Annotated in this window: 13 protein-coding genes, 1 pseudogene and 1 riboswitch; of the genes and pseudogenes, 5 read left to right on the forward strand and 9 right to left on the reverse strand. The window is 70.5% G+C overall.

The window, feature by feature from the left end; genetic code table 11:
* The first annotated feature begins 62 nt into the window (after positions 1–62).
* Entirely contained in the window at positions 63–668 is a 606-nt protein-coding gene (locus ABZS97_RS31700; RefSeq protein WP_356143241.1) for a hypothetical protein, read from the forward strand.
* Between the two features lie 479 nt (positions 669–1,147).
* The gene (locus ABZS97_RS31705) at positions 1,148–3,010 is read left to right on the forward strand and encodes an AAA family ATPase (RefSeq protein ID WP_356143244.1); all 1,863 of its coding nucleotides are present in this window, start codon (positions 1,148–1,150) and stop codon (positions 3,008–3,010) included.
* Between the two features lie 98 nt (positions 3,011–3,108).
* On the opposite strand, the gene ABZS97_RS31710 is transcribed toward ABZS97_RS31705, so the two are convergent.
* The 9 genes from ABZS97_RS31710 to ABZS97_RS31750 form a co-directional block, all read right to left on the reverse strand.
* Positions 3,109–4,203, reverse strand: coding sequence for a hemolysin family protein (locus ABZS97_RS31710; RefSeq protein ID WP_356143246.1), 1,095 nt, complete (start codon positions 4,201–4,203; stop codon positions 3,109–3,111).
* A complete protein-coding gene (locus ABZS97_RS31715; RefSeq protein ID WP_356143248.1) occupies positions 4,200–5,525 on the reverse strand; it encodes a hemolysin family protein in 1,326 nt (441 codons plus the stop codon). The genes ABZS97_RS31710 and ABZS97_RS31715 overlap by 4 nt, the downstream gene beginning before the upstream one ends.
* A 227-nt stretch (positions 5,526–5,752) precedes the next feature.
* Positions 5,753–6,208 carry a PH domain-containing protein gene (locus ABZS97_RS31720; RefSeq protein ID WP_356143250.1) on the reverse strand — a complete coding sequence of 152 codons (456 nt, stop codon included), beginning with the start codon at positions 6,206–6,208 and terminating at the stop codon, positions 5,753–5,755.
* A 14-nt stretch (positions 6,209–6,222) separates the two neighbouring features.
* Positions 6,223–7,071, reverse strand: a complete 849-nt coding sequence (gene hisG / locus ABZS97_RS31725; protein WP_356143253.1) for an ATP phosphoribosyltransferase — start codon at positions 7,069–7,071, stop codon at positions 6,223–6,225.
* Between the two features lie 51 nt (positions 7,072–7,122).
* A complete protein-coding gene (locus ABZS97_RS31730) occupies positions 7,123–7,395 on the reverse strand; it encodes a phosphoribosyl-ATP diphosphatase (RefSeq protein WP_020117406.1) in 273 nt (90 codons plus the stop codon).
* Between the two features lie 33 nt (positions 7,396–7,428).
* Entirely contained in the window at positions 7,429–7,914 is a 486-nt protein-coding gene (ribH, locus tag ABZS97_RS31735; RefSeq protein ID WP_356143255.1) for a 6,7-dimethyl-8-ribityllumazine synthase, read from the reverse strand.
* Positions 7,915–7,958: 44 nt separating this feature from the next.
* Positions 7,959–9,248, reverse strand: coding sequence for a bifunctional 3,4-dihydroxy-2-butanone-4-phosphate synthase/GTP cyclohydrolase II (locus ABZS97_RS31740; RefSeq protein ID WP_356143257.1), 1,290 nt, complete (start codon positions 9,246–9,248; stop codon positions 7,959–7,961).
* Positions 9,245–9,889, reverse strand: a complete 645-nt coding sequence (gene pnuC, locus ABZS97_RS31745; protein ID WP_356143259.1) for a nicotinamide riboside transporter PnuC — start codon at positions 9,887–9,889, stop codon at positions 9,245–9,247. Before pnuC ends, ABZS97_RS31740 begins: the two co-directional genes overlap by 4 nt.
* Positions 9,886–10,509, reverse strand: coding sequence for a riboflavin synthase (locus tag ABZS97_RS31750; RefSeq protein ID WP_356143261.1), 624 nt, complete (start codon positions 10,507–10,509; stop codon positions 9,886–9,888). The genes pnuC and ABZS97_RS31750 overlap by 4 nt, the downstream gene beginning before the upstream one ends.
* Before the next feature lie 150 nt (positions 10,510–10,659).
* A riboswitch (FMN riboswitch) is annotated at positions 10,660–10,790 on the reverse strand.
* A gap of 292 nt (positions 10,791–11,082) precedes the next feature.
* Between ABZS97_RS31750 and ABZS97_RS31755 the strand changes: the two genes are divergently transcribed.
* From ABZS97_RS31755 to ABZS97_RS31765, 3 genes and pseudogenes are all read left to right on the forward strand, one after another.
* The gene (locus tag ABZS97_RS31755) at positions 11,083–11,436 is read left to right on the forward strand and encodes a sigma factor (RefSeq protein ID WP_356143263.1); all 354 of its coding nucleotides are present in this window, start codon (positions 11,083–11,085) and stop codon (positions 11,434–11,436) included.
* Positions 11,400–11,966, forward strand: coding sequence for a sigma factor-like helix-turn-helix DNA-binding protein (locus ABZS97_RS31760; RefSeq protein ID WP_356143265.1), 567 nt, complete (start codon positions 11,400–11,402; stop codon positions 11,964–11,966). Before ABZS97_RS31755 ends, ABZS97_RS31760 begins: the two co-directional genes overlap by 37 nt.
* A gap of 89 nt (positions 11,967–12,055) precedes the next feature.
* Positions 12,056–12,787: pseudogene (locus ABZS97_RS31765) on the forward strand (NAD(P)H-binding protein); the annotation flags it as partial.
* Between the last annotated feature and the right edge of the window lie 90 nt (positions 12,788–12,877).

Raw genomic sequence — 12,877 nt, forward strand, 5'->3', positions numbered from 1 at the left:
TACGATCCCGCTTCCCCCTGAATTCGTCCGGTATCGACCGCGATAGAATGTGCTGTTGGAATATGCGAACCGACCACCGCTCCCCGGGAACCACGATTCACGACCTCGCCGCCCACCTGCGACGCCTGCCGCCCTCCTGCGGCCCCACCCGCCTGATCGGCGTCGACGGACACGCGGGCTCCGGAAAGTCCACCTTCGCCCGGCAGTTGGCCGCCGCGCTCGGCGGTGCGCCCGTGCTGCACCTCGACGACATCGCGACACACGAGGAACTGTTCGCCTGGACCGGCCGGCTGCTCGCCCAGGTGATCGAGCCGCTGCGGCAGGGCGAGCCGGCGCGCTATCCCCCGTACGACTGGAACACCCGGCGCTTCGGGGCGGTCCGCGAGCTGCCGCCCGCCCCCGTGATCCTGCTGGAGGGGGTAGGGGCGGGCCGCCGCGAGGTACGCCCGTTTCTCGCGGGTCTGCTGTGGATGGAGTTGCCGCGCGAGGAGGCCTGGGCGCGAGGGAGACTGCGGGACGGTGAGGAGCAGAGCGAGTTCTGGGTCAGGTGGGTTCGCGCCGAGCGCCGGCACTTCCTTGAGGATCCCTCAAGGCCGTTCGCCGACCATCTGGTGCGCCAGTGTCCCGAGGGGCACGAGGTGCTGCCGGGGCCTGTTGCGACCCCCTGAATGCGCCCTTCCGTCACGCACGGTGACGGACCATCCGCAGTGTGCTGAACTTGTGAAGACCCTTGCGCGAGAAGTTGCCTCAGTGCCCCAACTCCGCTTGACCGAGGGGCCGTACAGGACTTACGTTCTCAATGTGCGGCCTTTCGAAGCCGCCCTCAGACGCGAAGCCCCCGGTTGTTCCCCCGTGATCGGGGGCTTCGTTCTGCCCTCACCCCCTTTTCCGGACGCTCCGCGCCGCGATTTGCTCACCCTGGGTGACTGCGCCGAGTGCGCCCCATCTGCTCCCACCTCGCGGAACGGGCCGTGCGGCACCCTACGGTCCGCACCGTCCTCGCAGGTACGATGCCTCTCGGTGCGACCTTCGGACGGCTGCTTCGCGCACCGACGCAACTCCCGTCCGCGGCACAGCGGTTGAGCAAAGCTGCCGACGGGCACCGGCCCGGCGGAGAACAACGGGGGCACGGTTTGTGGGGGACGTGATGGACTTCGGCACGCAGGGCCCCGAGGCCCCGGCCGACCTCGCCTGGCTGCGAGGTGTGGATGCCTACACCATGGGCGCCTATCCGCAGGCGGAGGAGGAGTTCCGCGCAGCGGTCCGGATGGACCCGGGCATGGCCGACGGCTGGCTCGGCCTGCACGCGCTGCGCGTGGACACGACGACCGCGCTCTTGCGGATGTTCCGGCACCGGGAGCGCTTCGGGGAGCAGCGCACCCGCCACCGGCGCACCCTCAACTCCTGGTACTGGCTGGGCTGGTGGGTGCAACCGGTGATGGAGAGCCCGCGCGATCTGCTGCTCGCGCACGCCTCGCACTGGCTGGACGGCCGCCATGTCCCCGAACTGGACCGGGCGTTGGCCGGTCTACCCCCGGTGGACACCGACCCGCAGGTGCGCTTCCTGCACGCCTGCCGCGCCTATCTCGTCAAGGACTGGGACCAGTTGGTCCGGCACACGGACCCGCTGCTCGACGACGCCCTGCTGGGCATAGAGGCCGGCCTCTTCGGCGGCATGGCCAGGGTCCGGCTGGAGATGTTCGGACAGGCGGAGCCGCTCCTGTCGTCCGCACTGATGCGCTGCCGAAGCGAGCAGCCGCAGCGCAAGGAGCTGCGGTACTGGCTGGCGCGGGCGCACGAGGGCACCGGCCGCTCCGCCGCGGCGCTGCCGCTGTACCGGGCCGTGCACCGCGTCGACCCCGCCTTCATGGACACCTCGGCCCGGCTCGCGGCGATCGCCGAGGGCGACGGGTACGACGAGGCCACCGACCTGGCGGCGATCACCCTCGCCGGCATCGGACCGGACCTGATGGAGGGCCCGGACGGGGTGGAACCGCTGTTCGGCACCGAGGAACGGGGCCTGAAGCTCTCGGAGCCGGATCCGCTGCCCCCGGGCGCGCTGCCGCCACGGACCGACGCGGTCCGCGAGAAGGCCGTGGTGCCGGTGCAGCCGCTGCCCACAGGCCCGACCGACCCCGCATTACTCGAGGACGCGCTCAACGAGCTGGAGCGCATGGTGGGCCTGGAGCCCGTGAAGCGCCAGGTCAAGGCGCTGTCCGCCCAGTTGAACATGGCACGGCTGCGCGCCGGACAGGGCCTGCCGGTACAGCCGCCCAAACGCCACTTCGTCTTCTCCGGCCCCTCCGGCACCGGCAAGACCACCGTCGCCCGCATTCTCGGCCGGGTCTTCTACGCCCTCGGACTGCTGGGCGGCGACCACCTGGTGGAGGCCCAACGGGCCGACCTGGTGGGCGAATACCTCGGCCAGACGGCGGTCAAGGCCAACGAGTTGATCGACTCCGCGATCGGCGGGGTCCTCTTCGTGGACGAGGCCTACTCCCTCTCCAACTCCGGCTACGGCAAGGGCGACGCGTACGGCGACGAGGCCCTGCAGGTGCTGCTGAAGCGGGCCGAGGACAACCGCGACCACCTGGTCGTCATCCTCGCGGGCTACCCGGAGGGCATGGACCGCCTGCTGGCCGCCAACCCCGGCCTCTCCTCCCGCTTCACCACCCGCGTCGACTTCCCCTCCTACCGCCCCCTCGAACTCACCTCCATCGGCGAGGTGCTGGCCGCCGAGAACGGCGACATCTGGGACGAGGAGGCCCTCGACGAGCTGCGCTCCATCAGCGGACACGTCGTCGACCAGGGCTGGATCGACGAGCTGGGCAACGGCCGCTTCCTGCGCACGCTGTACGAGAAGAGCTGCGCTTACCGCGATCTGCGACTGTCGGGGTACCCGGGCATCCCGTCGCGGGACGACTTGTCGACACTTCGACTGCCGGATCTCATGCAGGCGTACGGCGAGGTGCTTTCGGGGCGGGGGCCGCAGGATCCGTCGGCGATGTGACCGCCGATCTCCCCTGCCATCGCGCTGTCGCGCTCGTCCTCAATCGCCGGACGGGCTGAAGATCTCCAGCTCCGTCCGGCGAAAACCCTCCTCCGGCCTCAGCCCGCCAGCGCCGCCGCCTCCTCCGAGGCGGCGCTCGCGCGCGGTTCGGTGAGTGTCAGCGGCTCGGCGGCATCCCGGTGCGCCGGGTCCCTCACCTCGCCCACCAGCAGCTCCAGTACATCCTCCAGTGCCACGAGACCCAGCACCTTGCCCGCCGCGTCGGCGACCTGCGCGAGGTGCGTCGCGGCGCGGCGCATCACGGTCAGGGCGTCGTCCAGCGGGAGTTCGGCCCGCAGGGTCGTCATCGGGCGCCAGATCTGCTGCGGCACGGCCCGCTCGGACTCTTCCAGGTCCAGTACGTCCTTCACGTGCAGGTAGCCCATGAAGGCGCCGTTCTCCGCGATCACCGGGAAGCGCGAGTAGCCGGTGCGGGCGGTGAGCGCGACGACTTGGCCCGGGGTGACCGAGGGGCCCACCGTGACCAGGGAGTCGCGGTCCAGGAGAACGTCCGTGACCGGCCGGGAGCCGAGCTCCAGCGCGTCCTCCAGGCGCTCCTGCTCCTCGGGGTCGAGCAGCCCGGCCTGACCGGAGTCCTCCACCAGGCGGTTGAGCTGCTCGCTGGTGAAGACGGCCTCGACCTCGTCCTTGGGCTCGACACGGAACATCTTCAGGATGAGCCGTGCGCACGCGCCGAGGCCCACCGTGACCGGCCGGCACAGGCGCGCGAAGGCAACCAGCCCCGGGCTCAGCCACAGCGCGGTCTTCTCGGGCGCCGCCATCGCCAGGTTCTTCGGGACCATCTCGCCGATGACCAGGTGGAAGAAGACCACGAAGGCGAGCGCGATGACGTACCCGAGGGGGTGGATCACGCTGTCGGGGAGGTGGACCGCCTCGAAGACGGGCTCAAGCAGCTTCGCCACGGTCGGCTCGGCGACCGCGCCCAGCGTCAGCGAGCAGACGGTGATGCCGAACTGGGCCGCCGCCATCATCTGGGGCAGCCGCTCCAGGCCGTACAGCACCTGCCGGGCCCGGGCGGTGCCGAGCGGCTCGATCTGGCTGCGCCGCACGGAGACGAGCGCGAACTCGGCGCCGACGAAGAAGCCGTTGGCGAGCACGAGCAGGGCGGCGAACAGGAGTTGGAGCAGACTCATCGGGCCGCCTCCACGACAGGCGCGGTCTTCACAAGGCGCACGCGTTCGGCGCGGTAGTGCCCGACCTGGCGCACGGACAGCCGCCAGCCGGGCAGTTCGGCCTTGTCGCCGGGGGCGGGGATGCGGCCGAGCAGGTCGGCGACGAGTCCGGCCACGGTTTCGTAGGGGCCCTCGGGCACATCGAGGCCTATGCGCTGGAGGATGTCGACGCGGCAGCTGCCGTCGGCCTCCCAGGCGGGCCGGCCGTCCTCGGGAGGTGCGGCGGCGAGTTCGGGTACGTCGAGACCATCGTGTTCGTCGCGGACCTCGCCGACGAGTTCCTCGACGATGTCCTCCAGGGTGACGACGCCCGCCGTGCCGCCGTACTCGTCGACGACGACGGCGATGGGCTGCTCGCTGCGCAGCCGCTCCAGGAGGGGCTGCACCGGCAGCGTCTCCGGAACGAGCAGCGGAGCCTGCGCGATACGGCCGACGGGCGTGCGCAGCCGGTCGTGCGAGGGGATGGCGAGGGCATCCTTGAGGTGCACCATGCCGACGACCTCGTCGATCCGCTCCCGGTAGACGGGGAAGCGGGAGAGGCCGGTGGCGCGGGTGAGGTTGACGACGTCCTCGGCGGTGGCCGTCGACTGGAGCGCGCTGACCTTCACCCGGGGGGTCATGACGTGCTGGGCGGTCAGTTCGCCCAGCGACAGCGTCCGTACGAAGAGGTCGGCCGTGTCCTGTTCCAGCGCGCCGGCCCGCGCCGAGTGCCGGGCCAGGGAGACGAGTTCGCCGGGGGTGCGGGCGGAGGCCAGCTCCTCGGCGGGCTCGACACCGAGAGCGCGGACGAGCCGGTTGGCCACCGTGTTGAGCGCGGCGATCACGGGGCGGAAGAGGCGCGCGAAGACGTGCTGCGGGCCCGCGACGAAGCGGGCGACCTGGAGCGGCTTGGAGACCGCCCAGTTCTTGGGCACGAGTTCGCCGACGACCATCTGCACGGCCGAGGCCAGCAGCATGCCGACGACCACGGCGATCCCGGACACGGCGCCTTCGGGCAGGCCGATCGCGGTGAACGGGCCGTGCAGGAGTTCGGCGAGCGCCGGTTCGGCGAGCATGCCGACGACGAGTGAGGTGATGGTGATGCCGAGCTGGGTGCCGGAGAGCTGGAAGGACAGCTCCTTGAGCGAGTTCACGACGGTCAGGGCCCGTCGGTCGCCCTCGGCCGCGGCCTTCTCGGCCTCGGGCCGCTCCACCGTGACGAGGCCGAACTCGGCCGCCACGAAGAAGCCGTTGGCGAGGATCAGCAGGAACGCCGCCCCGAGGAGCAGCAGGGGGATGGTCATGATGCCGCCGCCTCCGCGTGGCCGCTGAAGCGGGCCGCGCTATGTCGGAAGGGGGCGGCGCAGGTACTACAGGACGATCCGTCCATCGCTGGAGGGAGTCACTCCTCGGGTAGCAGGGGGCCTTTGACGTACGGGTCGCGACATCAAGGGCGGAGGCGTGTGGAAAACGCCTCCGCCACCAGATTAATCAAGACATGGGCCTGTACGTCAGGGCGGAGGGCTGAGAGTTAACCCTGATGTTGCTCAGGGTCTCCGATCGCGCGGGCCTCGGCGAGCGCGCGCAGGGCGCGGGCGTCCTCGATGGCGCGCTGCCGGGCGATGCCGGGCTGGATGCCGAGCGCGGGCAGGCTGGTGCCGTCGCTGAGGTCGAGGAACACCCACGGGTCGCCGGGGCGCAGGTTGACCTGGAGGATTTCCTCCCACTCCAGGTGCCGGCTGCCGGCGATGTTGACGACGGTGACGCCGTTCTCGTCGGCGACGACCTTGGGCCGGGCGAGCAGGACGAGCACCCCGAGGAGCAGCGCCGCGGTGAAGACGAAGCTGAGGCGCTCCCCCGGGCCGAGGGTTTCGAGCAGCAGGGCGACTGTGGTGATGACCACGAAGATGGCCGCGCCCGCGCTGAGCAGGACCGCGCGGGTGCGCCCCGGCCGGAAGGTGACGGGGAGGCTGGGCAGATCGGACATGGGACGCGGTTCCCTCAGAGCCGGCAGGCGTGGATGGCCGTGGTCAGGATGGCCCGCGCGCCGAGCTCGTACAGGTCGTCCATGATCCGCTGGGCTTCCTTGGCGGGGACCATGGCGCGGACGGCGACCCAGCCCTCGTTGTGCAGCGGCGAGATGGTGGGCGACTCCAGGCCCGGGGTGAGCGCGACGGCCCGCTCCAGGTGCTCGGCGCGGCAGTCGTAGTCCATCATCACGTAGGTCCGGGCGACCAGGACGCCTTGCAGACGGCGCAGGAACTGCTGGACCTTGGGCTCCTCCGCCTCCGCGCCGACCCGGCGGATGACGATGGCCTCGGACTTCATGATCGGCTCGCCGAAGACCTCCAGGCCCGCGTTGCGCAGTGAGGTACCGGTCTCCACCACGTCGGCGATGACCTCGGCGACGCCGAGCTCGATGGCGGTCTCGACGGCGCCGTCCAGGTGGACGACGGAGGCGTCGACGCCGTGGTCGGCGAGGTGCTTGGCGACGATTCCCTCGTAGGAGGTGGCGACGGTCAGGCCCCCGAGGTCCTCGATGCCCTGGGCGGTGCCGGGCTTGGAGGCGAAACGGAAGGTGGAGCGGGCGAAGCCGAGCGGGAGGATCTCCTCGGCGCTGGCTCCGGAGTCGATGAGCAGGTCGCGGCCGGTGATGCCGATGTCGAGGCGACCGGAGGAGACGTAGATCGCGATGTCGCGGGGGCGGAGGTAGAAGAACTCGACGTCGTTGACCGGGTCGACGATCCGCAGTTCCTTGGACTCGCGGCGCTGCTGGTAGCCGGCCTCATGCAGCATCTCCCCCGCGGGGCCTGACAGGGAACCCTTGTTGGGGACGGCGATGCGCAGCATGAGGTCGGCTTCCTTCGTTCGTGCGTACGGTGCGGGAATTGCGGTGACGGCTCAGAGGTGGGCGTACACGTCGTCGAGCGAGATGCCGCGAGCGACCATCATCACCTGGACGTGGTAGAGCAGCTGCGAGATCTCCTCGGCGGCTGCTTCCTTGCCTTCGTACTCGGCGGCCATCCAGACCTCTGCGGCCTCTTCGACGACCTTCTTGCCGATGGCATGGACCCCCTTGCCGACCAGCTCTGCGGTGCGGGAGGTGGCGGGGTCGCCGTTGGCGGCCTTGTGCTGGAGCTCGGTGAAGAGCTCCTCGAACGTCTTATTGGACATGGTGGCGCTCACTTTACGCGTGTGCCGGCCGGCCTATCGCCACGGTTCAGATACTGAGCGGAGGGTGGCCGCCGTCGCCACCGCCGCCGTCACCGCCTCGTGCCCCTTGTCCTCGTTCGAGCCCTCGATTCCCGCGCGGTCGAGGGCCTGCTCCTCGGTGTCGACGGTCAGCACACCGAAGCCGATGGGCACTCCGGTGTCGATGGATACCTGGGTGAGGCCCTGGGTGACGCCCTGGCACACGTACTCGAAGTGCGGGGTCCCGCCGCGGATGACGACGCCGAGCGCGACGATCGCGTCGTAGCCGCGGCCCGCGAGGACCTTGGCGACGACGGGGAGCTCGAAGCTGCCCGGGACCCTGAGGAGGGTCGGCTCGTCGATCCCCAGCTCGTGCAGGGCGCGCAGCGCGCCGTCGACGAGGCCGTCCATCACCTTTTCGTGCCACTGTGCCGCGATCACCGCGACGCGCAGGTCGCCGCAGTTGCGTACGGACAGTTCGGGTGCACCCTTGCCGCTCACGTCTCTCCTCGGTGTTCTTCGTACTGTTCGTGCTGCTCGTGCTGTTACTGGTTGCCGCAGGTGGACACGGGGGCCGTGTCCAGCCAGGGCAGGTCGTGCCCCATCCGGTCCCGCTTGGTGCGCAGGTAGTGGATGTTGTGCTCGCCCGCCTGTACGGGCATCGGCTCCCGGTCGGTGACCTTGAGTCCGTGCCGTACGAGCGCGTCGGTCTTCTCGGGGTTGTTGGTCATCAGACGCAGGCTGCGCACGCCCAGGTCCTCCAGGATCTGCGCGCCGGCCGCGTAGTCGCGGGCGTCGGCGGGCAGGCCCAGCTCCAGGTTGGCGTCGAGGGTGTCGCGGCCGCGCTCCTGGAGCTCGTACGCGCGCAGCTTGGACAGCAGCCCGATGCCGCGCCCCTCGTGGCCGCGCAGGTAGACCACCACTCCCCTGCCCTCGGCCTGGATGCGTTCCAGGGAGGCTTCCAGCTGGGGGCCGCAGTCGCAGCGCAGGGAGTGGAAGACGTCGCCCGTGAGGCACTCGGAGTGGACCCGGACCAGGACGTCCGTGCCGTCGCCGATCTCGCCGTGGACGAGGGCGACGTGCTCGACGCCGTCGACGGTGGAGCGGTAGCCGTACGCCGTGAACTCGCCGAAGGCGGTGGGCAGTTGGGTCTTGGCCTCGCGGCGGACGGTGGGCTCCGCGGTGCGGCGGTAGGCGATCAGGTCCTCGATGGAGATGATCGTCAGCCCGTGCTTGCGGGCGAACGGGATCAGCTCGGGCAGGCGCAGCATGCGGCCGTCCTCGCCGGCGATCTCGACGATCGCGCCCGCGGGTCGCAGTCCGGCGAGCCGGGCCAGGTCCACGGCGGCCTCGGTGTGGCCGTTGCGCACGAGCACTCCGCCGGACCTGGCGCGCAGCGGGAAGATGTGGCCGGGGCGGACGAAGTCGTCGGCCTGGGCCGCGCCGGCGGCGAGGAGCTGGAGCGTGGTGGCGCGGTCGGAGGCCGAGATGCCGGTGGTCACACCGTGCGCGGCGGACGCGTCCACCGACACGGTGAACGCCGTCTTCATCGACTCGGTGTTGTCGGCGACCATCTGCGGGAGCCGGAGGCGGTCCAGTTCGTCGCCCTCCATGGGCGCGCAGATCAGGCCGCGGCACTCGCTCATCATGAAGGCGACGATCTCGGGGGTGGCCTTCTCGGCGGCGATGACGAGGTCGCCCTCGTTCTCGCGGTCCTCGTCGTCGACGACCACGACCGGGCGGCCGGCCGCGATGTCGGCGATGGCCTGCTCGACCGGGTCGAGCGCGAAGTCCTCGATGTTGTCTGTGCTGTACAGAACCGGCGCGGTAGTCATGCCGGGGCTCCTTCCAGGACGGGCTGCCCGGCCTCGCGGGAGCGCTGCCACCAGTCGCGCAGGCCCCACAGGACGAGCGCGCCGTAGAGGACGTAGACGAAACCGGAGAAGGCGAAGCCGTTGGCGAAGTTGAGCGGGACGCCCACGAGGTCGACCAGCAGCCAGGCGAACCAGAACTCGACCATGCCGCGCGCCTGGGCGTACATGGCGACGATCGTGCCGACGAAGATGTACGCGTCCGGCCACGGGTCCCAGGAGAGCGTCGGATACGCCTTGAACAGGAGGGCGACCGCGACGGTGCCGACGGCGGCGGCACCGGCCATGACGGCGCGTTCGCGCCAGGTGGCGAACCGGACGGCGATGCCGCCGTCCTGCGCCTGCCCCTTGCCGCGGTTCCACTGCCACCAGCCGTAGACGGCGACGATCATGACGACGACCTGCTTGCCGGCACTGCCGGAGAGGTGGGCGGTGGCGAAGGCCGCGAAGAGGATGACTCCGGAGAGGAACTGGACGGGCCAGCTCCATATGGAGCGCCGCCAGCCGAAGGCCAGACCGATCAGACCGATCACGTTGCCGATCATGTCGGACCACTTGATGTGCTGCCCGAAGAGGGTGAACGCCTCGGAGTTGAGCCAGTTCACTTCGAGGCCTCCTCGGCTGCGACGGGGACGGCGCGGTCGCCGAGGAGACGCTCGACGTACTTGGCCACGACGTCGACCTCCAGGTTGACCGGGTCGCCGGGCTGCTTCAGGCCGAGCGTGGTCAGGTCGAGGGTCGTCGGGATGAGGCTGACGGTGAAGTAGTCGGGGCCGGCGTCGACGACGGTGAGGCTGATGCCGTCGACGGTGATGGAGCCCTTCTCGACCACGTAGCGGGAGAGGTCCGCGGGGAGGGAGACCTTCACGATCTCCCAGTTCTCGGACGGCTTGCGCTCGATCACCGTGCCCGTGCCGTCCACGTGCCCCTGCACGATGTGCCCGCCGAGGCGCGCACCCAGGGCCATCGGGCGCTCCAGGTTGACGCGGGAGCCGACGGCGAGGGCGCCGAGGCTGGAGCGGTTGAGGGTCTCCGCCATGACGTCGGCGGTGAATTCGTCGCCCTCGTGTTCCACGACCGTGAGACAGACGCCGTTCACGGCGATGGAGTCGCCGTGCTGCGCGCCCTGCGTGACTACGGGGCCACGCAGACGGAAACGCGAGGCGTCGTCGAGATTCTCGACGGCGGTGACCTCACCCAGCTCTTCGACGATTCCGGTGAACACTTCCCGGGTCCTCCTGCCTCATGGGGCACGGACTCCGGGGCCTGTCGATGACGACAGAATGAACGGACGACACACCGATGGCGATGCCGAATGGGACCTGTCCCGCAGGACAGGTCGAAACAGACGGCAGCGCGCACGAATGCCCGCCCGCCGCGCACTGCCTCCCATCCGGACTTTAACCGTCGGTCCAGGAATTTCACCTGGTCAACCGGCCGCTGGAAGCGACCGGGTCGCGGACTGTAACCGCCGGTTCGGACTTTCACCGACCCCGGAGTGCGCTGCTTCTGGTACAGGGCCAGTGTGCCACGGCTGATCGAGCTGCATACAGTCGCATGCCTGTGGGCTGGCTCACAGGACCCGTCGATGGACTTCTGCGCCAGTCGGACTTCGGCCAATTACCGCGCCACCACGACTGCTTGACAATGGTCCATACCTATTGACGGGCTGGTCTAGTCCACTTAGGGTCGGCGATCATCACGTGGTCGCGCCCACCCCCACGATCGGTCCGGCGGCGGTGACGGAGGCCCTTGCCCCGCCGCCGGGCCTCCACCCGGCTTCTGCCAGGCTGGAGACGTGACTTCGACGGAGCCGGCCGACGTGTTCGAGAGCCATCGGGGGCGCCTCTTCGGGCTGGCGTACCGCATGCTGGGCTCGGCCGCGGACGCCGAGGACACCGTGCAGGACGCGTATCTGCGCTTCAGCGGGGCCGACCCGGCGCGAATCGAGCAGCCCGGCGCCTGGCTGGCCAAGGTGGTCACCAACCTCTGCCTCAACCGGCTCACCTCGGCCCGCGCCCGGCGCGAGGAGTACGCCGGGCCCTGGCTGCCGGAACCGGTACTCACCTCGGACGGCACGCTCGGGCCCCTGGAGTCGGCCGAGCAGGCGACGCCGTGTCCCTGGCGCTGCTGCTCCTGCTCGAACGGCTGACACCGACCGAGCGTGCGGTGTACGTGCTGCGGGAGGCCTTCGCGTACAGCCATCGTGAGATCGCGGGGGTACTCGACCTCAGTGAGGCCAACTGCCGCCAGGTCTACGGGCGGGCGGTGCGGCGCATCACCGCGCCCGAGACTCGTTTCCGGCCCTCGCCCGAGCAGCAGGAAGGGCTCGTGGCGTCCTTCGTCACCGCGGCCCGCGAAGGCGATCTGACCGGTCTGGAGAAGCTTCTCGCGGCCGACGTGACCTGGTGGAGCGACGGCGGCGGCAAGGTCACCGCGGCACGGCTGCCGATCGAGGGCCGCGAGAAGGTCCTGCGGTTCCTGGAGCGCGGCGCGGGGCGCCTCGCCGCGGGCCTGGACTTCACGACGGCCGAGGTCAACGGCGGCCCGGCGCTGCTGGGATGGGCGGGCGAGCGGCTGATGGCGGTGGTGGTGTTCGAGGTCCGCGCCGGGCTGATCGTGCGGGTGCGGGCAGTGGTCAACCCCGACAAGCTGGGCTTCGTGGAGCGGCAGCTCGGCTAGGGGGGTGTCACATCCGCGGGCGCTGTGCGGTCCCAATTGACAGCGGGTGCTTCGGACGGGAGCGCCTGACATGGAAAGGACTGAACAGCATGACCACGATCCTGGTGACCGGCGGCACCGGAACCCTCGGCCGGCTCGTCGCCGAACGGCTGCGCGCGGACGGCCGCGAGGTGCGGGTGCTCAGCCGGCACTCCCAGCCGTACGCCGTGGATCTGCGCGAGGGCGGCGGCGCGCTGGACGCCGCCGTCGAGGGCGTGGACACCGTCGTGCACTGCGCCACCACGCAGCGCGGGGGTGACGAGCAGGCGGCCGCGCATCTGATCGAAGCCGCCCGCACGGCAGGCGTCTCCCACCTGGTCTACATCTCGATCGTCGGCGTGGACGTGGTGCCGCTCGGCTACTACAGGACCAAGCTGGCGGTCGAGCGGCTCGTCCAGGAGTCGGGGCTCGGCTGGACGATCCTGCGCACGACGCAGTTCCACGACCTCCCGGTGATGCTCTTCCGTTCGCTCGCGAAACTGCCGGTGATGCTGCTTCCGGCGGGGATCGGTGACCAGCCGATCGAGGTCGCGGAGGTCGCGGCCCGCCTGGCCGAACTCGCCGTCGGCGCACCCGCGGGTCGCGTCGAGGACATGGGCGGCCCTGAGGTTCGTACGCTCCAGGAACTGGCCCGCGCCTACCTCCGCGCGACCGGCCGCAGGCGGCCCATCGTCAGCGTCCCCTTGCCGGGCAAGGCCGTTCGCGGTTTCCGGGCCGGCGGCCATCTGGCGCCGGAGCGGGCCGTGGGCAAGGGGACGTTCGAGGAGTACCTGGCGGCGCGGAACGCTCGACGGCATCACGCGGGAGCAGATGCGGCGCGGCTGCTGGGATCCGAAGGCCCGGCTGGCGGACATGGACATCAACCATGTGGA

It is taken from the genome of Streptomyces sp. NPDC005485 (assembly GCF_040606085.1).
Lineage (GTDB): Bacteria > Actinomycetota > Actinomycetes > Streptomycetales > Streptomycetaceae > Streptomyces.